At 48.4% G+C, this 17804-nt stretch carries 21 protein-coding genes and 1 other annotated feature; all 21 genes read right to left on the bottom strand.

Features of this window, described 5'->3' with window-relative positions:
- Nucleotides 1-1235 (bottom strand): MATE family efflux transporter (locus ACY69O_RS03100; protein ID WP_462332007.1); only part of this gene is annotated, 1235 nt, incomplete at its 3' end.
- A gap of 107 nt (nucleotides 1236-1342) precedes the next feature.
- The gene (locus ACY69O_RS03095) at nucleotides 1343-3082 is read right to left on the bottom strand and encodes a Na(+)/H(+) antiporter subunit D (RefSeq protein ID WP_462332006.1); all 1740 of its coding nucleotides are present in this window, start codon (nucleotides 3080-3082) and stop codon (nucleotides 1343-1345) included.
- On the bottom strand, nucleotides 3075-3341 hold the full coding sequence (locus tag ACY69O_RS03090) for a hypothetical protein (RefSeq protein ID WP_462332005.1): 267 nt from the start codon (nucleotides 3339-3341) through the stop codon (nucleotides 3075-3077). The genes ACY69O_RS03095 and ACY69O_RS03090 overlap by 8 nt, the downstream gene beginning before the upstream one ends.
- Entirely contained in the window at nucleotides 3334-4845 is a 1512-nt protein-coding gene (locus tag ACY69O_RS03085) for a monovalent cation/H+ antiporter subunit D family protein (RefSeq protein ID WP_462332004.1), read from the bottom strand. Before ACY69O_RS03085 ends, ACY69O_RS03090 begins: the two co-directional genes overlap by 8 nt.
- A complete protein-coding gene (locus tag ACY69O_RS03080; RefSeq protein WP_462332003.1) occupies nucleotides 4842-6341 on the bottom strand; it encodes a complex I subunit 5 family protein in 1500 nt (499 codons plus the stop codon). Before ACY69O_RS03080 ends, ACY69O_RS03085 begins: the two co-directional genes overlap by 4 nt.
- Nucleotides 6338-6712 (bottom strand): sodium:proton antiporter, encoded by a 375-nt coding sequence (locus tag ACY69O_RS03075; protein WP_462332002.1) that lies wholly within the window; start codon nucleotides 6710-6712, stop codon nucleotides 6338-6340. Before ACY69O_RS03075 ends, ACY69O_RS03080 begins: the two co-directional genes overlap by 4 nt.
- On the bottom strand, nucleotides 6712-7152 hold the full coding sequence (locus ACY69O_RS03070; RefSeq protein ID WP_462332001.1) for an MnhB domain-containing protein: 441 nt from the start codon (nucleotides 7150-7152) through the stop codon (nucleotides 6712-6714). The genes ACY69O_RS03075 and ACY69O_RS03070 overlap by 1 nt, the downstream gene beginning before the upstream one ends.
- Nucleotides 7149-7454, bottom strand: a complete 306-nt coding sequence (gene mbhE, locus ACY69O_RS03065; RefSeq protein WP_462332000.1) for a hydrogen gas-evolving membrane-bound hydrogenase subunit E — start codon at nucleotides 7452-7454, stop codon at nucleotides 7149-7151. Before mbhE ends, ACY69O_RS03070 begins: the two co-directional genes overlap by 4 nt.
- A complete protein-coding gene (locus ACY69O_RS03060; protein WP_462331999.1) occupies nucleotides 7454-7696 on the bottom strand; it encodes a Na(+)/H(+) antiporter subunit B in 243 nt (80 codons plus the stop codon). Before ACY69O_RS03060 ends, mbhE begins: the two co-directional genes overlap by 1 nt.
- Nucleotides 7677-8084 carry a monovalent cation/H(+) antiporter subunit G gene (gene mnhG / locus ACY69O_RS03055; protein ID WP_462331998.1) on the bottom strand — a complete coding sequence of 136 codons (408 nt, stop codon included), beginning with the start codon at nucleotides 8082-8084 and terminating at the stop codon, nucleotides 7677-7679. Before mnhG ends, ACY69O_RS03060 begins: the two co-directional genes overlap by 20 nt.
- A complete protein-coding gene (locus tag ACY69O_RS03050; protein WP_462331997.1) occupies nucleotides 8081-8344 on the bottom strand; it encodes a monovalent cation/H+ antiporter complex subunit F in 264 nt (87 codons plus the stop codon). Before ACY69O_RS03050 ends, mnhG begins: the two co-directional genes overlap by 4 nt.
- A 1-nt stretch (nucleotide 8345) precedes the next feature.
- On the bottom strand, nucleotides 8346-8918 hold the full coding sequence (locus ACY69O_RS03045) for a Na+/H+ antiporter subunit E (RefSeq protein ID WP_462331996.1): 573 nt from the start codon (nucleotides 8916-8918) through the stop codon (nucleotides 8346-8348).
- Between the two features lie 290 nt (nucleotides 8919-9208).
- Nucleotides 9209-10879 carry a 2-isopropylmalate synthase gene (locus tag ACY69O_RS03040; protein ID WP_462331995.1) on the bottom strand — a complete coding sequence of 557 codons (1671 nt, stop codon included), beginning with the start codon at nucleotides 10877-10879 and terminating at the stop codon, nucleotides 9209-9211.
- 65 nt (nucleotides 10880-10944) lie between these two features.
- Nucleotides 10945-11174 (bottom strand) — a binding site (T-box leader).
- 92 nt (nucleotides 11175-11266) lie between these two features.
- Nucleotides 11267-11659 (bottom strand): universal stress protein, encoded by a 393-nt coding sequence (locus ACY69O_RS03035; protein ID WP_462331994.1) that lies wholly within the window; start codon nucleotides 11657-11659, stop codon nucleotides 11267-11269.
- Between the two features lie 104 nt (nucleotides 11660-11763).
- A complete protein-coding gene (gene thiC / locus ACY69O_RS03030; RefSeq protein ID WP_462331993.1) occupies nucleotides 11764-13050 on the bottom strand; it encodes a phosphomethylpyrimidine synthase ThiC in 1287 nt (428 codons plus the stop codon).
- A gap of 140 nt (nucleotides 13051-13190) precedes the next feature.
- Nucleotides 13191-13754: a GerMN domain-containing protein gene (locus ACY69O_RS03025; protein WP_462331992.1), complete on the bottom strand. Its 564-nt coding sequence runs from the start codon at nucleotides 13752-13754 to the stop codon at nucleotides 13191-13193.
- A gap of 19 nt (nucleotides 13755-13773) precedes the next feature.
- Complete coding sequence (locus ACY69O_RS03020) at nucleotides 13774-14829, bottom strand: N-acetylmuramoyl-L-alanine amidase family protein (protein ID WP_462331991.1); 1056 nt, start codon at nucleotides 14827-14829, stop codon at nucleotides 13774-13776.
- Nucleotides 14829-15044, bottom strand: a complete 216-nt coding sequence (locus ACY69O_RS03015) for a DUF3006 domain-containing protein (RefSeq protein WP_462331990.1) — start codon at nucleotides 15042-15044, stop codon at nucleotides 14829-14831. The genes ACY69O_RS03020 and ACY69O_RS03015 overlap by 1 nt, the downstream gene beginning before the upstream one ends.
- Before the next feature lie 18 nt (nucleotides 15045-15062).
- Nucleotides 15063-15962, bottom strand: a complete 900-nt coding sequence (locus tag ACY69O_RS03010; protein WP_462332008.1) for a ComEC/Rec2 family competence protein — start codon at nucleotides 15960-15962, stop codon at nucleotides 15063-15065.
- A gap of 263 nt (nucleotides 15963-16225) precedes the next feature.
- Nucleotides 16226-17308 (bottom strand): acyltransferase family protein, encoded by a 1083-nt coding sequence (locus ACY69O_RS03005; protein WP_462331989.1) that lies wholly within the window; start codon nucleotides 17306-17308, stop codon nucleotides 16226-16228.
- Nucleotides 17309-17400: 92 nt separating this feature from the next.
- The gene (locus tag ACY69O_RS03000) at nucleotides 17401-17592 is read right to left on the bottom strand and encodes a hypothetical protein (protein WP_462331988.1); all 192 of its coding nucleotides are present in this window, start codon (nucleotides 17590-17592) and stop codon (nucleotides 17401-17403) included.
- Nucleotides 17593-17804: the final 212 nt, after the last annotated feature.

Genomic DNA, 17804 nt, shown 5'->3' with positions numbered 1-17804 from the left:
TCCGAGCCAAGCAGCATCGGCAGAAGCAGAACCGCAGACGATTCGCACAAAAGCGTGCGGCCGCATGCCACTACAGCGGATGTCATTCCGTTATTGAGTGCTGTGAAAAAGGCCGAGCCGAAGATATTAAACCCGCAGAGAAGGAACGCGAAGGAATACAGGCGAAATCCATGGGCAGTGAGTTCCAGAAGCTCTGTATCATAGCTGACAAAAATCATTGCCATAGGATACGCCAAAGTCTCAGCCAGAACGGTAATGACTACCCCGGATGCCCCAATGACAAAGAGGCTCTTTCGCAGGACACTGCGCACCTCCATGTGATTCTGCGCTCCGTAGTGATAGCTTATGACAGGGGAGATTCCCATAGAATATCCTATAAAGAGTGCCATGAACAGGAAATCCACGTACATTATGATGCCATATGCCGCCACACCGTTTTCTCCCGCAATCGCAATGAGCTGGAAGTTGTACAGAATGCTGACAAAGGACATGGATACGCTGGATACGAATTCGCTTATTCCGTTGGATGCTGCTTTCAGCAATGGCTTAAAAGCGGCATAAGTTTTGCCCAGACGAAGCGTTCCCCCGTTTGGCATAACAAAATAGACCAGCGGAATAAGTCCTCCAACTGTCTCGCTTATGCAGGTAGCAAGCGCTGCTCCGGTCACACCCATAGAAAGATATCCGACAAGGATTGCGTCAAGAAGCATATTTGTACAGCCCGCGGCAAGTGTCGTATAAAATCCAAGCTTCGGACGTTCCGCGACGACAAGATAATCCTGGAATGAAATCTGCAGCATAAACAGCGTAAGAGAAAACAGCACTATACGCCCATACATTACACAGTACGGCAGCATTTCCTCAGATGCCCCGAGCATTTGGGACACCTCCGGGAGAAATACAAAACCCAGTACCGTGAAAACAATGCCGACAGCAGCAAGAACGTAAACGAGAAATGAAAAAATCCCGTTTGCGCGTTCTTTTTCACCCCTGCCCAAAAGCATCGCGACGAGGGCGCTGCCTCCCGTTCCAAACATGAATCCCACAGTTGCCAACAGCATCAAAAAAGGCATAATGAGATTTACCGCCGCGAAAGGAATCGCACCGACATAATTAGATATGAAAAATCCGTCCACAACGCCGTATATCGATGTGAATATCATCATCATAACGGACGGCATTGTAAACCGCAGCAGTTTTTTATATGTAAAATGATCCGAAAGCTTTATCTGCATACTTATCTCCTTTTTGAGGCTATAGCTGCACATGTTACCCAAATTACATGTATTTATCATGAAAAACAGAAAGCCTCGCATTTCTGCGAGGCTTTAGTTGTATCAAATCACAAGCTTGTCCTGAAGTAGAAGATGCATATAAAGAGCACCGTCAATATAATCATGATAGTGTCTGCAATGCTTGTCCTGTAGTTATCAGGGCTGTAATGCTTTTTCGCGTAGAAAGGTTTAGCATCAAGAAACTGCATTGGGTTGCCCATGAGGAACATGGACTGACGTACGCCTACTCCCCACGCATGACCGAGACCGCGGCAAAGACCTATGCAGAGGCATGCTATGCCGTCAAACACAGCCTTGAGCGGACGGCGGTATACCCAGTCCGTATCAAGAGATAGAGCCGTATGAGGCTCCATTCTCGGCAGGAACATCAGGAAAGGAATGACTGCTATGCAGCACATGATTACCTGATTGGAGACATGCCCGATTGTGTACGGTACATATCCCACAGGGCCGAACGGCAGGAACTGATAAAGCGTTATCTCAGGGAAAAGACCGATTATGGTGCAGAGTGCTGCACCGAGTACCATTGCCAGGCTCATGTTGCTCTCGATAGGACGCTTCTCAGGTGCCATACCCTTGTCCGGCCGCAGGAAGATGAAGTAAAGCATCTTGAAGCAGATAGACAGGAGCGTACCAATGCTGGCAAGCTCAAGAAGCAGTGCAACAATTCCCATGTGTGCTTCTTCTGCTGCCGTTATGGTAATCATCTTGCTGACAAATCCGTTAAAGAGCGGAACGCCTGAGATGGAGAACGCGCCTATGGCAAAGCATATAAACACAAGCCGATAGCGTTTCGCCATGCCTCCCAGCTCGTTTATCTTTCTTACTCCCGTTGCATATATCAGCGCGTTGCAGCACATGAACAGCAGGGATTTATAAAGAATATGGCTGAAAGCATGGGCAGTAGCACCGTTCATGCTCATCATTGTTCCGATACCTACACCGGCGACCATGTAGCCGACCTGGCTCACGATATGATAGCTCAAGAGCTTTATCATGTCGTTTTCCATGACCGCGAAGCTTGCACCGTAAAGTGCCATGAGAACACCGAACCCGATAAGAAGCTCTGTTCCGCCGAAAACGCGGAGCAGCGCATATACTGCAACCTTTGTGGTGCAGCTGCTCATAAACACGCTTCCTGTGAGGGTTGCAGCCGGATATCCGTCTGTAAGCCACGAATGAAGCGGTACGACCGCTGCATTGATGCAGAATCCGATGAGTATAGTCCAGAAAGCCGCGTCATGAGGTCCTGCCACAAGGTTGTGAACCATCAAATCGCCCTGTACCAGCTTCATGATTACGCCAAAGAGTACGCAGTTGCCTGAGAGCGTATGCACAAGAATGTAGCGCATACCTGCTGCACGGCTTGTCGGTCTCGGGTCATTCCAGATAAGGAATACGGAAGACACCGCCTCCAGTTCCCAGAAGAACAGGAAGGTAATCCAGTCGTGAGCGAGCACAACACCCACTGACGAACCTACATAGGTCATCGAACAAAGGGCTTCGAGAGCACTCTTGTTGTGGCAGCTGTAGACTGCGCCAACGGCGCCGAGAATACAGAATATGGCTCCGAAAATCCAGCTGAGCTTATCAGCATAGAGATAATGAACCGTATAGTCCGAAAGGAACGTATACGAAAGGTCCGTCCCAAGAGCGATGTTCAGCATGCTTCCGACTGCAAGCAGCGGACAGCAGGCAAGAATCATTTTGCGGGCTTTGTCACCGCACAGAGAAGCAAAGAAACCGACCAGAATAAATATCAGACCGGGATGTACATTCTCAAGCATCGGTATCATCGCCCCCTTCCCCGTAATAATCCTCATCCCTCTGTAGCAGAGGTGTCATTATGAGCTTTGCCAGGATTATGAGCACCCAGCACCCAACGAAGGAGAAGCCTACCATAACGCCGGGACGTTCGAGAATATTTTCCGCGGTGCTTTCGTATACACCGCAGGAATAAGCAAATCCGAAAACCGCAAGACCGAGCAGCAGGAACAATAATATTACTTTGTTCCGTTTTTTGGAATCATTGATTAAATCAATCACTCCATCCACCTCCCCATCCGGCTGTTATCGCAGAGGAAGCCATATCTGCCAGCTTGTAAAAGTCCGGTGGGAAAAGCTCCGGATTTATTCCGAGCAGAACCGCCAGAATCGCCGTGAAGCAAATAGGAATAAGCATACAGTAGCTTATAAGCCCGTAACGGCGCGGGTCATTAACCGGCTCAGGACGGAAGAACGCCATTCGTACAACCGGCATAAGGTAAGCCATAGCCAAAAGTGCCGAAGCTACCCATGCTGCCACGAAAAGCGGTTTTCCTGCCTGAATGGCACCCATTGCGAGGTTCCATTTACTGATGAAACCGATAATAAACGGAGTACCCGCGATACCGAGAGAGGCGACGGCAAACGCGCCCATGGTAAGCGGCATCTTGTGGCCTATTCCGTTCATTTCGCTTATGTTATGCAGGTGCGTACGAACTATGATGCAGCCTGCGCACATAAATAGCGTAATCTTCATTACCGCATGCGCTACAAGGTGGAGATATGCTCCCTTGAATGCCAGCGGTGTCAAAAGCGCGCCGCCAAGCACGATATAACTGAGCTGTCCGATTGTCGAGAATGCAAGTCGGCGTTTCAGGTTATCCTGACGCAGCGCGATAAATGAGCTTGCTATTATGGTAATGACAGCAGCCCATGCCAGCACATCGGCGATTCCGAGCTGTGAAAGAAGCTTCGGCCCGAAGACGAAACCGAGAATACGAAGTACGGCAAATGCACCCGTCTTAACGACTGCAACGGCATGCAGCAGCGCGCTGACAGGAGTCGGCGCAACCATTGCGGCCGGAAGCCATCCATGAAGCGGCATAACGGCAGCCTTAACGGAGCCTGCCATAATCATAAGAACAAACAGAAGCTGCAGTACCCACGGCGATGCCATGTCGAGGGAAAGGAATCCGCCTGCACGGAAATCCATCGTTCCGGATATACAGTAGACACCGACTGTTCCGGCAAGGAAAAGCTGACCGGAAACCAACGTATATGCCAGATACTTTCTCGAAGCGAGCAGAGCCTCCTGGTCGCGTTCATGAAGTACCAGCGGATAGCTTGAAATCGTCAGTATCTCATAGAAGATAAAGAACGTCAGAAGGTTTGACGCCATCGCGATGCCCATGGTAGAACCCATGCAAAGGGCAAACGCTGCGAAATAACCGGTCTGCATAGCTTCATGGTTGTTTCGCATATAGCCGATACTGTAGAAGTTGATAGGAATCCACAGCAGCGCCGCAAGGGCTGCAAATATCATTCCCGCAGGGTCTACACGCATCGTAAGTCCGATGGTATCCGTCAGATAGAAGAGAGTATATTCGTACGTCACTCCGTTCAATACTCCCCCTGCCATGCTTATGACAAGGCCGAACATTATGAGTGAAGCGATTGTACTCCACATTTCACGGACATTCGGATATTTGTGGCTGACCGAAACCAGAAGGGCCGCCAGAAATGCTGTGCCTATCGCCAAAAAGGGGCGCGGATCTATTTCTGTCATTTCAAGAGCACCTCCGGTAATCCGACTTCAACGATATTCGTAACAAGCGAGCTGCTGTAGATACCGAGCAGGAGAATCGCAAGACCTGTAACACCGATTGGGATAACCATGCTCAGCGGCATGCCGAGCTTTGTCACAGGGTCGTGTATCTCCGTCAGGGAAGCTTCACGCTGTACAAACATCTGCTCAACAATACGAACGTAATAAACTGCATTCAAAAGCGAGCTGACAACGAGAACAGCGATAAAAATGTACTGCTGTCCCTCGAAGGCACCAAGCATCAAATACCATTTACTGAAGAAGCCGCATGTCGGTGGAATACCAATCATGGAAAGCACCGCGAGAACCGTTGCGATGCTTGATACAGGCATCTTCTTGTTGAGACCGCCGAGACGGTAAAGATTTACCTCGCCGAATCGATATGCGATACCGCCAACGACAAGGAAAAGACTTGATTTCATAAATGCGTGGTTGATAAGGTGAAGCACCGCACCGATGAAGCCATAAATGTTGCCCATCGCCATACCTACGGCAATATATCCGAGCTGCGCAACAGACGAATACGCGAGCATACGGCGGAAATCATACTGTGCGAGAGCCATTACCGAACCGATAAGAATACCGCATATACCCATGATTCCGAGAACATTCATAAGGGCTTCCATTACTGTGTTATGAATGCCGAAAACATAGAAGAAATACCGAAGCATTGCATACGCCGGCACCTTACTCATACATCCCGAAATGAAGCCTGCAGCTCCGGGATGGGAGTATGTATAGGAATCCGGCTGCCAGCCGTGCAGCGGGAAAAGTGCCATCTTGATTCCAAAAGCAATCAGGAAGCACGCAACAACGAACGCAAAAAGCGGAGTGTGAACAAATGGCTGAATACGTACGCTGATGTCTGCCATGTTCAACGAACCGGTCATAGCATAGAGATAACCGACTCCAATAAGATAAAGAGACGCGCCAATCGTACCGACAAGCAGGTAGCGGAACGCCGCCAGCATCGACTTATGCCCTCCGAGAGCAATAAGCCCGTAGCCGGAAAGAGACATTATCTCCAGATAAACGTACATGTTGAATACGTCGCCTGTGACCGTCATACCGCAAAGGCCGACAGTCAAAAGCCCGTACAGCGTATAATATCCGCCGTAGTGGAGCCAGTCCTCGTTTTCAAGGAACGGCTTGCTGTAAAAGCTGATAACAAAAGCCAGGAACGTAATCATGCAAAGCACTGCCGTATTGAGCGGGTCAACAACAAACTCAATGCCAATAGGCGGTGCCCAGTTTCCCATCCAGTAATGGACGGATTTCGTACCCTCCGCAAGAACCTGACGCATCGTGTCGAGCGAGCACAGGAGCGAACCGAAAATAGCCAGCTGAACAAGCCACGAACCAAGCTTGCGGTGAATCCGGCTGAACGCTAAGCAGAGAAGCGAAGCGGTAAGCGGAAGGAGTACGATGAATACCGGACTATGCAGCGCCAGACTCATTTACTCGCCCTCCTTAAGACCTCACGCTCTTCGACGGACCCGTAAAACTCCTTGATTCGCATCAGAAGCGCAATCGCAACGCCTGTGGTACCCATACTGACAACGATAGCCGTCAGCATCAGCGCATGCGGGATAGGATTGATATAGCTTGCAGGATCGACATTTCCGGGGACGAGGATAGGAATCATCGCGCCCTCTTTCTGTGCAAAGCACAGATAAAAGAAAATGACGGCAACCTGCATGACATTCATAGCCATGAGTTTTTTCAGATAGTTCTTTGCAAGAACCATGCCGTACACACCAAGGAAAAAGAGAATCATGACCAGTGTGTAGATGCCGCGCCTTGCCAGGAACTCATTTAATGCATCCATCAGTCTTCACTCCTCCTCACCACAGCATCCATGATGTTGAGTATCGTCATCATGACGCATATTGTAACGCCCGTTTCAATCATGAGAATACCGAGCGCATGAAGCTCATGCGTTGCTTCCATAGAAACAGGAAGGAAGCTGTAGTCGAGAAATTTACCGCCGCCTACTAAGGTCAGCCAGCCTGCCAAAGCATAAATAAACGTGCCGCAGCCTGCAAGTACAAGCGAGGTCTCGATTCGGACATTGAAAATCTTAGCATCCTCACCAAGAATCAATCTTGCCAGAATAATACCGAAGCCCATTACAACGCCGGCCTGAAATCCGCCGCCCGGTGAAGATTCACCCAGTATAAGGACATATACGGCATAGACAAGTGAAAAAGGAACGAGAAGACGGAACGCGATGTTCAGCAGCATACCACCGAACGGATCTTTCATCATTCGTAATCATCCTCCTTCTCGGGACGCCGTCCCATTGTTGATTTGCTCAGGATAAGCACTGCAGTGAGACCCGAAAGGTACATAACCGTTGTCTCCCACATGGTATCAAAACCTCTGTAGTCTGCGAGCGTACCCGTAACAATGTTCGGAGAGCCCGTATCCAGTTCACTCTGCGAGATATAGACGGGAGAGATATGCTGGTTCGGAGCGCTGTCCGGGTCACCGATAACCGGAAGGAACAGAACACTGCTGCAGAACAGTCCGGTCAGAAGTGCCAAAACTGTAATAACAAAACCACGCATCACTTACACCACCTATCGATTTTTTTGAGGGCGATTACATAGAATATTGTGGAAACCGTACCGACAACAACCTCTGTAAACGCGACATCGGGAGAACCCATCATAAGGTACAGCAGCACTGCGCCAAAGCTGAATGCACAGTATATCATTACCGCGCTCAGCAGGTCTCTTTCATAGATGATACAGCCCGTAATCAGGATAAGGAACACAAGGAGAATAGCCTCAATTGTGTAAATCTGCATTTGCCTGTGCCTCCTTTTCCTCTTCAGTCGTCACTGACGTCGTAGGTTCAGTAGAAAGCTCGTGCTGCACAGCCTGCTTCTGAGTCCAGACAGGATGTCCTGTTTTATACGCCGCCTTTGCAAGAATATGGGAACCGATAGGATTCCCCAAAAACACAAACAGCGCCACGATAAAAATCTTGGCTGATACGTTTGAATAGCCGTTGTAAACAATAAGTCCGAGGAACACCAGCAGAGTTCCGAGTGTCTCGCTGTTTCCCGAAGCATGCACCCTGCTGTAGTAATCCGGCAGGCGGAGCATACCAACCATGGAACCGATGAGGAAAATCAGCCCCGCCCCCATCAAAAGGCAGGCAATGATTTCCTGTATGCTTAAACCGAAAATCATAGATTCTTCCCTCCCAGATATTTCGCAAGAACGACAGAACCCAGGCAGCCCATCATAGCATAGGCCATGGCAAGGTCCACATACATTCCCGGCTGATTGTCCAAAAATCCGAACAGAACAATAAGAAGGATAGTATCCGCCGTGATGACACCGAGTCCGTTCATGCGGTCAAATACTGTCGGCCCCTGAAAAAGCCGCTGCATCATAAGACCAATCGTCATTACGAGCACAACTACGATAACCAGGAAAAAAATATGCATCTCAGTAATCCTCCCCCAGCATCTCAAAATCGTACTGCTCTCCGAAAAGCCATGCGACCATCTTCTGCATGCCGCCGTTTAGGCCTTCCGCAGCGCCGTCCGTCAGCGCATGAATATAAAACACTCCTTCATCCGTTAAGTCGATTGTAACGGTTCCGGGTGTCAGCGTTATCGAATTTGCCAGGATGACCATTGCCATCGGATTATCCGTCTTATAGCGGAACCTCACGATGCGGGGATTTATCTCTATTTCCGATCTTACCGTTGCCTTAAGAACATCCACGTTCGCAAGAACAAGCTGCCACATGAGCCAGAAAAAGTAAATCACGAGCTTTACCGGATTTACTCCGAAAACAAAGTATTTTTTCGTCGCATCAGCATTGGGCAGTAGCAGCAGGGGATATGAAACCCATGCCGATATGACCGCCGTCAGTATTCCGTAAATAAGGAACTTAGTCTGGAATGTACCCGAAAGCAAAAGCCAGAAGCAAAACAAAACCGCCGTCATCGCAGTAAGATGGACGACAGGCGTTCCTACAATGCTCTTGTCACGGATAACATCGAACTTACCCATATGAACCACTATCCTTTTTATTGAGATTCCCAAGATAACTCTGTGGGCAAAACAACCAATTTGAATAAACCCCGAACTATTCCTTTAAGTTATTATTTTTATCACCTAAGGGTATCTATTCGACAAAACAAAAGAAATTCCTTTTTTGTTTTCAAAAATTCATAAAAAATGGAAAAAAACTGAAATTTCTCCTATTTCCATATTTTATCATATCTCTTAAGTAGCGTAAACCGCAAAAACAAGGCAGTAGACGAAATTTTGTCTACTGCCTCTCATTGTTTTTCTTCTATTTATTTTCCGTTCTTCATGCGATTGATTGCACTCACAAGCGCAAGGATAGATGCCGTGATAATATCTGTATCCATTCCTGCTCCCCATGTCGTTCTGCCATCCTCACCTGTGATACCGATATACGCCATTGCACGGGATGCCTGCCCGATTTCCAAAGCATGCTCGCTGTATATGAGGTCTTTGTACTGCACCCCGAGATTTTCCTGAAGCGCGTTGCTGACCGCGTCAAGGCGTCCGTTGCCCTTTGCATTGAACTTCTGCTCTTTTCCGTCTATCATCATGATAACTTCTCCTGAACGTATTCCGTTCGGTTCCTTACGGAGAGCAAAGTCAACAAGCTTGTACGGACTTTCCGCGTTGACATACTCCTGCTGGAAAATCTGATAAATTTCATCCGGCAGAAGCTCTTTGTGTTTGTGGTCGGAAACACCCTTGATGCAGTAACCGAAATCCTCACGCATTTTCTTGGGCATATCAATACCGTATTTCTGCTCCATTATGAAGCCGACTCCGCCCTTTCCGGACTGGCTGTTGATACGGATAACATCCGCATCGTACTGACGTCCGACGTCCTGCGGGTCGATGGGAAGATACGGCACAGTCCAGCGGCTCGGGTCTGTTTCCTCGCGCCATTTCATACCCTTTGCGATTGCATCCTGGTGAGAACCGGAAAAAGCAGCAAACACCAAAGCGCCTGCATAAGGCTGACGCTCATGCACATGCATTCTCGTGACACGCTCATACATCTCAACAAGCTCCGGCATGTTCGAAAAATCCAGCTGCGGGTCTACGCCCAGAGCAAACATATTCATGCCAATCGTTACGATATCCGCGTTACCCGTGCGCTCACCGTTACCGAAAAGCGTTCCCTCGATACGGTCAGCTCCCGCAAGAAGGCCCATTTCCGAATCAGCCACGCCGCAGCCGCGGTCGTTGTGCGGATGAAGCGACAGCACAACGCTGTCGCGGTATTTCAGATTCTGCGAGATATATGCAACCTGCATAGCATAGACATGGGGCATGGACATCTCTACCGTAACAGGAATGTTTATGATAGCCTTTTTATCCGGTGTCGGCTGCCATACGTCAAGAACCGCGTTGCATACCTCGAGTGCGTATTCCGGCTCTGTCCCTGTGAAGCTCTCAGGCGAATACTCGAATCGGTAATCCGCGCCGGCCTCTTCAGTAAGCTTCTTCAAAAGCTTAGCACCGTCAACGGCAATCTGCTTGATTTCCTCCTTCGACATGCGGAACACCTGCTGACGCTGTGCAAAGGAGGTAGAATTGTACACATGAACTATAGCGTTCTTTACGCCCTTCAGTGCTTCGAAGGTCTTTTTTATGATATGCTCGCGCGCCTGAGTCAGAACCTGTACCGTCACATCATCAGGAATCAGATTCTCATCCACCAGACGGCGCAGGAACTCATATTCCGTATCAGATGCAGCAGGAAAACCCACTTCAATTTCCTTGAAGCCAACCTTTATGAGCATTTTATAAAACTCTATCTTCTCATCAAGGCTCATGGGAATGATAAGGGACTGATTGCCGTCACGCAAATCAACACTGCACCATGTCGGTGCCTTATCCGGATATTCCTTCTGCGCCCAGCTCATGTCACAGACAGGTGGCATATAATACCCCTTGCGATATTTCGTAAAGTTTTTCATTTCAAATCCTCCAGTCATGTTTTCAAATCAAGCATTTCAAAATAAAGAAGCCGGGCTCCCTCTCATTAAGAGACGAAGGCCCGGCCTGCGTGTTACCACTCTTATTCGTGCATCGCTGCACGCGCTCTGACGGATACTGACATATCCTGCTGCTGTAACGGTCAGCCTCCGGCGGCACCTACATATCAGTGCGCTGCTCCATGGCGAGTTCACATCCCGTTTCTGTCCGTTTTACACCAACCAACGGCTCTCTATGCATTCCCCGGATGCTACTGCTCCATATCACTGCATTTCTGTTGTTTGTAACATTATCACACTTTCTCTGAAATTGCAAGCAGTATTTGCAATTTATTTACATAATGTATTCGCACAAAGGACATTTGTTCATCAATTATTATCTGCTTTGACTATCATGACAGGCACCATTGAACGCTCAACGACCTGCTGGCTTACGCTTCCGATAAGGGCGCCCTTGAAAATACCAAGTCCGCGGCTGCCCATGATAATCATGCTGGCAGCGATATCATCAGCCTTCATAAGAATTTCATCTGCAATGTTTCCCGCTCTTTCATGGGTTTTAACAACAAGTCCCGGTGGAAGTTCCTTCATTATCTCATCAAAAATAATGCTGCTTGGAATATCCTTCTGAATCTCACTTGCAACATACAAAAGATGAAGCTCCGCTCCGCACTTGTCTGCGTAGAATTTTCCCTTCTCCGCAGCCTTGGCACTGCTAACAGAACCATCGACAGGAACAAGAATCCGCTGAATTGTTGCCATAAACTATTCCTCCATTCAAAACGAAATATCATATGCAAAATTCTTTTTAGATTTCTTTATTCGTCGAAAAAATAAAAAATCCTCTTTTTTTCAGAAAATTATCTTTATTTTTTCATGTACTGATTTACAATCTCTACAGCGCAGTAATCACCGCACATGGAGCATGCACCTTCGTCCTCAGGATTGCGTGCCCCGCGCTTCTTCTTCGCAAACTCCGGATCAATAGCCAGCTTCATCTGAGCATCCCAGTCGAGAATCTTGCGGGCTTTTCCCATGGCAAGGTCCTGTTCTTTTGCTCCAGGTATTCCCTTTACGATATCCGCAGCGTGTGCCGCAATACGGGATGCCATGACTCCGTCATGCACATCCTCTATGGTCGGCAGAGCAAGATGTTCTGCAGGCGTCACATAGCACAGGAAATCTGCTCCGCTCACAGCCGCCATTGTTCCTCCGATAGCAGCGGTAATATGATCGTAGCCCGGCGCAATGTCCGTTACAAGAGGTCCGAGAACATAGAACGGCGCGCCGTGGCAAAGCTGCTTTTCAAGCTTCATATTCGCCGCAATCTGATCGAACGGCATGTGCCCCGGCCCCTCGACCATGACCTGAACCCCGCGGTGCCATGCGCGAAGGGTGAGCTCTCCGAGGTTCAAAAGCTCCGTAATCTGTCCCTGGTCGGTTGCGTCTGCAAGACAGCCCGGCCGTAGACCGTCTCCGAGGCTTATTGTTACATCATATTTAACACAGATATCAAGCAAATCGTCATAATGCTCATAAAGCGGATTCTCTTTTTCGTTATGAAGCATCCAGCCCGTAAGGAAAGAACCTCCGCGGCTTACAACATCCATAACGCGGCCTTCTTTGCGCAGACGCTCGATTGCATTGCGGGTAAGACCGCAGTGCAGCGTCATGAAATCAGCACCGTCCTTTGCCTGTTTTTCAATCGTTGTCAAAAGGTCTTCTACGGTCATATCGACAACAGCGCCACGGTTCTTGATAGCTTCAACTGTTGCTTCGTAAATAGGCACCGTACCAACCATGATAGGCGAATGTCCGATAATAGCACGGCGTGACTCATCAATATGGTCTCCCGTTGAAAGGTCCATAACCGCGTCAGCGCCGCAGCGTACAGCCTCATCAAGCTTTTCAAGCTCAGGTTCAATGTCAGGGAACGTACTGGAAGTACCTATATTGGCGTTGACTTTAACGCGCAGCCCTTCACCCACACCCTCAGGGCGAAGATTTTTATGATTTATGTTGGCAGGAATGGCAATCACACCGCGCGCAACACGCTCGCGGATAGACTCCGCATCCTGATGTTCTGCCTCCGCGACTATCTTCATTTCGTCTGTTATAACACCTTTTCTTGCCTGCTCCATCTGAGTAGCCATGCGAAATCTCCTTATCTGAAAAGTCTAACGCCAATGGGAACATCCTGCCAAAGCAAAATATTCCTATTGGCGCTGCTGTCGGACTGATGAATAATTCTCTCAGCCCGTTTTATCTGTCTGTATTTAACTGTGATGCCGTGTTATTTCAAAAGTTCTTCCATACGTTTGAACGGAATGCTCGTATCAAGATGTCCTGCGATTGTCTCGATTCCTTTGCCTTCAACAGTAATCAACACTGACGTCACTTCAGAAAATCCGGTGAGTGTATTTACAAGAGAACCCACCAGCATTTCCTCACCTGTGGAGCCTCCTACAAAACGCTTTGTGAGCTCCTGCGTGAAATCAACCGTTGCAAGTCCGTCCTTAACCTTCACACTGCGGACCTTGACTCCCTTCGGGAAAATCCCCGTAAGGCCTGTTTTGTTCGGACCGGCAATGAGTGCCTCCACCGAAGCCTTATATTTGTCCTTCGACGGAACCTTTGTCTCTACTACAACGAGCTTTTCAGCATCATCTGTCGGGTAATAAAGCTTTACAGTCACCTTGTCATCAACAGGCTTCTGCTGCGGCTTTTCATCCTTTTTCTGCTGCTGCTCCTGTTTCTGCTGCGGCTGCTGTTTTTCTTTTTCCTTATCACAGCCTGCAGTCAGCAGCATGAGCAGTGCCATCATGCAAACCAAAAGACTTTTACTGATATTCTTCATACTCCTCCGTCCCCTCTATTCACGTTCCGCTTCCCGCGAAATAATTTGCCAATCCTTCAGCAAGCGCCATCGCCATTTCCTCCTGAAACGCATCATCCCCCAAGAGCGCTTCCTCTTCGTAATTTGTGATGAACGCAAGCTCGACGAGAGCAGCCGGCATGGACGTATGCGTCAAAACATAAAAGCGTGTCGCTTTTACTCCGCGGTCATGCAGCCCGTTATGCTCAAGCATAGCCTCCTGCAGATTTTGAGCAAGAAGCTCATCAAGCCAGGATTTGCCGTAGTAATAATATGTTTCCGTACCATGTGAGGATGCTGAGCTGAACGCGTTGCAGTGTACGCTCAGGAATACCTCTGTTCCCGGAGTATTCTCACCCACATCGGAGCGTGCCTGAAGCTCCTGGGAATCCGTTGCGGTAGGTCCCCACACATCACGGTCGTCCTCACGGGTAAGCGTGACAATCGCGCCGGAATTTTCAAGAATATCGCGAAGCTTCAAAGATACCTCAAGGGTGACATCCTTTTCCAGGAGTCCCGACGGGCCTGTAGCCCCCCGGTCCGTTCCGCCGTGCCCGGGGTCTACGACTATATGGCGTCCCTTGAGTCCGTCCACAAAGCCCCTGCGGACATACCCGGACTCATAAATATCAACAACGATACGAAACGGCTTTTTATGCTTTTTATCAGCCTCTATCGTTGTAATGCTGTATTCTTCATTTTCCGCAAGTCCCGCCAGAGAAAAGAGCACCTGCGTATTCTTATCAAGTCCGCGTACACGCGCCGACTTTGCATATTTCGGGTCAAGGCGCATTTCCTTCTGCACATCGCCCGGTTTTGTGTTTTCAATCTCAATGCAGAGACGGTTTGGATGCAGAATGCTTCCATTCTTCACCGTATACTCTGCAGCTCCCTTGGAAAGACCGATTTCCATCCTGAGGAAAGTATTACCATCCTCCTCAACTACTTTGGACGTAATATACTTTATCTCATGTGACGGAGCCGCCTCCACCTCTCCGGGTATCATAAAGACACAAAGAAGAAGTGTCAGCAGAAAACGACAAACAACATCTCTCATCAAATTCCTCCTCGAAGATCCTTCAGCAAAGCCTCAGCCTCCGCGCGGGCGGCCTCGGTTGCTTCCCGGTCGACGGCGATAGAAACAGAAAGATAATCGCCTTCCTCAGCATCCTTCGGCATGTATGCCTTAGGAAAAACAACCTCTATGTCCTCGTCTTCACCGACGAGCAATACCGCTTTATCTTCTTCAAAACGGTCAATAACTGCTTTCATCAAAAAACCCTTTCTTGCTCAGTTTCCTGTATCATCATTCTTTGTACCGCGTTCAGTGCTGATTGTGTAGTAATGTCCATCCGTCTCCACGGTAATCATTCCATTCACGTCTGTGCGGTAGAAATCAATCTTATACTTTGTGTATTTATTCCTCGTTGACGGATGCGGATGATGGTATTCATTTCCCTTTCCGCAGGAGATAAGCGCCGCCTCAGGCTGTACCGCCCTGAGAAATTTCGGACCGGAAGACGTCTTGCTTCCGTGGTGCCCGGATTTCAAAATCGTGCTTTTGAGTTCCTTCGGTGCATAGCGTTTCATGATACCCTTCTCGGATTCGGTCTCTGCATCCCCCGTGAACATCATGCTGAACTCGCCGTACACGAGACGTCCGACCACAGAATTAAGGTTCAGATTTATTTTGCCCTTCTCATCGTGGCCGCCTTCTTTAACCATATCCTCCGTCGGGCTGAGTACCTCAAACACAGCTCCGCCGCCAAAATCAATACGGTCTCCGTCGCGAAGCGCCTTATACTGGATTCCCTTTGACTTAATAGTTTTCAGGTAATCACGGTAAAGCTTTGTAGTCGCAGCCTGTCCGTTATCATAGACCGCCTTGACCTCGCACTCGTTGAAAACGACCGACATGCCGCCCAAATGGTCAGCATGCGGATGTGTTATTATGAGCTTATCGATTACTTTGACTTTCTCATCTTTCAGCGCCGCGCTCAGCTTTTGCTTCTCATCCACATCGCTTGTATCAATGAGCACGGTCTGTTCAGGTGTACGGATCAGGATAGCATCCCCCTGCCCTACGTCCAGCATCTTTATCGTGACATTCGAATCGGCCTGCTGTTTTGCCCCGCCGTCCGAAGCGGTTCCCTTGCCTCCGCACCCGGCGGCAAGCATCATAAACGACATCAGAAGCGCCAGAAACGACAAACACCACTTTTTACGTTTCAAACACATCTTCATCTCCTAAATATATGAAGCAATACTGTTTATAAGTATAGAGATTTAACGCCGTAATGTCAAACCAGATGCCGTCTTACACGATTTTAACAAAGTTAAAAACATGCTTGATTTTTATCCCATAAACGTTGATTTTACGCAGTTTTTCTGAGATTCACATGAATACATACGAAAAAGCGGCTGCAGTACTCAGACCGCAGCCGCTAAAAACTCTATGAATGCTTAAAGTGTTCACGCAAACGGAGAACAGCATGGCAGCTTACCATCGTCAGCAGGAACACCGCGACGGAAGCCAAAAGCTCTCCGGTTGTATAGTCTCTTACCCACATTGCGAATTTGCAGGGCATTGAGAAAAGGTCAAACCACAAAAGGCTGAACGGGCCGTGAATCAAAAGCGTTACGATGGTTCCCGCTCCGAAAAACACCAGCCAGTCAGCGACCACGCCACCGCATTTTGCAATGGCGCGCGACAGCCACATAAGCAGGAACGTATCCGAAAGCCCCAAAAGGATATACGCGATTACCCCGTCAACATACGAGTGAACATCTCTGAACTGTCCCAAAAAGGTTTTCTCTACCAGTTCAAATCGCAGAACGATAAAGATAATGGCAAATGACAATGCGGCAAGAAAAAGCTTCCTCCCTCCACCCATGCGGTCAAAGTCCAAAAGCCGATTGTTGCCGCAATAGGAACCGATAAGCATAACCGCCGCATATACAGGAGCGCACTGCATTCCGTACGGCAATACCACACGCGAGTCAATCATTACGTAAGATACTGCGCCGAATAACACAGTCAAAGCTATAGTCCGCACACTGCTCTGCAAAGCAAAATCTGCCGTGCCGTAGAAAAGTATGCTTGCGAAAAACAGCATCCACAGATACCATCCGGGACTGACAAGATTATACAAACAATCTTCGCCTCGGAAATATCCAGGCCAAATCATCTCCGTCAATTCCTCACGAAAATAGGTGAAAACATACTGATCCGCACAGTATTGCCAATCTACGCTTCGCGTAAAATGATAATAACTGCAGGAGAGAGTGAGCGCAGCAAAAGAAATCTTAAAATAAGGTAGCATCATTCCTGTTACACGGCTCATGACACTCGCGCCAAAGGTTCTTTTCCCCCGCCTGTATGTATATCCTGCCGCAAAGGTAAAGAAGCCCAAAACACCGCATACACATTCAAAAAACGGCTCTGTTTCCGGCGACGAAAGAATGATATGATACCCAACGACAAGGAGCATGCTTATTCCTTTGGCTATATCAAGCGTCCTGTCCCTTTGCTTCATAACTGCACCTCCAAAAACCAAATCGGTTTTTCCAGTCCACAGGCAGTATCACGTCAAAATCACGGTTTATTCTTACTCAAGAAGCGTCAATTTCACTTTCGGCTGTTCAGCTTTCTTGACTGCAGATAAAGACGCACCAAAAGTCCGCCGCTCCACATAATGATTGCTGTAAGATACAGTACATCCTCCACCATAAGGTGAGAAAAATTCATCTGAACTAAAATCAAAACCGCAACGACAAGTATGAGCCAGTCAAGCGGCTTTATTGTTTTAAGCAATTCCATCTTCGAGTCCCCTTTCATTCATACATTGTATCACAGAACGCATTCGTCTTTTGCAATTCATAAAAAATTTATTCGGGCATACAAAAACAGGAGCAAGGCTTTATGCCTGCTCCTGTCTTTTACTTTTTCAGTTTTCTACCTGAATCTGCTTGTCCTCATGTTCCTCGGTAATTTTTCTTTCCGTGTCCATGAGTTCCTTTGCCGCTCGAATC

The sequence above is a fragment of the Schwartzia sp. (in: firmicutes) genome (assembly GCF_978017985.1).
The sequence above is the reverse complement of the archived record's forward strand: the minus strand, read 5'-3'. Positions and strand labels throughout refer to the sequence as shown.